Source organism: Neisseria sp. P0021.S007 (assembly GCF_051956855.1).
The window spans coordinates 1-854 of the sequence record NZ_JBQCXA010000283.1 but is presented as its reverse complement, the minus strand read 5'-3'; the positions used below and the strand labels follow the sequence as shown (position 1 = coordinate 854).

Below are 854 nucleotides of genomic sequence, written 5' to 3'. Positions count from 1 at the left end.
TTTCAATATCCAATCGATAAAACCCACCAATAAATCTACAAGTTGTTGTAATCCTTCCAATTTATTTTCTTTCGAGTGAGTCAAATTTGCATAATTATAATGCAAGACAAGATAAATTGATAACAATCCGAGCAAGTTCCTTAAAAAGGCCGTCTGAAATTCAGCTTTCAGACGGCCTTTATTTTGGCTTGTCCAATCAATAAACGTCGCGTTGGTAGCGTTTGTCTTCGCGCAGGTCGTTGAGGTAGTCCTCGGCTTCGTCGCGGCTGAGTTTGCCTTGGGTTTCGATGACTTCGATCAGGGCGTTTTCGACATCGCGCGCCATGCGTGCTGCGTCGCCGCAGACGTAGATGTGTGCGCCTTGTTGCAGCCAGTTCCAAACTTCGGCGGCGCGTTCGGTGATTTTGTGTTGGACATAGACTTTGTGTTCGCCTTGGCGGCTCCATGCGAGGTCGGCGCGGGTAAGGAGGCCGTCTTTGCGCCAATCACTCCATTCGAGTTGGTAGAGGAAGTCGTCAGCCAGGCGTTGGTTGCCGAAGAAGAGCCAGTTTTTGCCGCTGTCGCCATTGGCGGCGCGTTGTTGCATGAAGGAGCGGAAGGGGGCGACGCCTGTGCCTGCGCCGATCATGATGATGGGTGTATCGCTGTTTTGCGGCAGGCGGAAGTTGGGGTTGGGTTCGACAAAGACGCGGACTTCGCTGCCTTCTTCGAGGCGTTCACCCAAGTAGCCGGATGCTGCGCCGGTGTAGGTGTGGTCGTGGTGGTCGAAACGGACGACGCCGATGGTGAGGTGGACTTCTTCGCCGACTTCGTCTTGTGCGGAGGCGATGGAGTAAAGGCGCGGGGTTTGTGGG

The 854-nt window shown here is 53.6% G+C and carries 1 pseudogene; it reads right to left on the bottom strand.

Annotated elements, in window-relative coordinates:
* Positions 1–196: 196 nt before the first annotated feature.
* Positions 197–854 (bottom strand): annotated as a pseudogene (gene cysJ / locus ACTHUR_RS12835) (NADPH-dependent assimilatory sulfite reductase flavoprotein subunit); the annotation flags it as partial.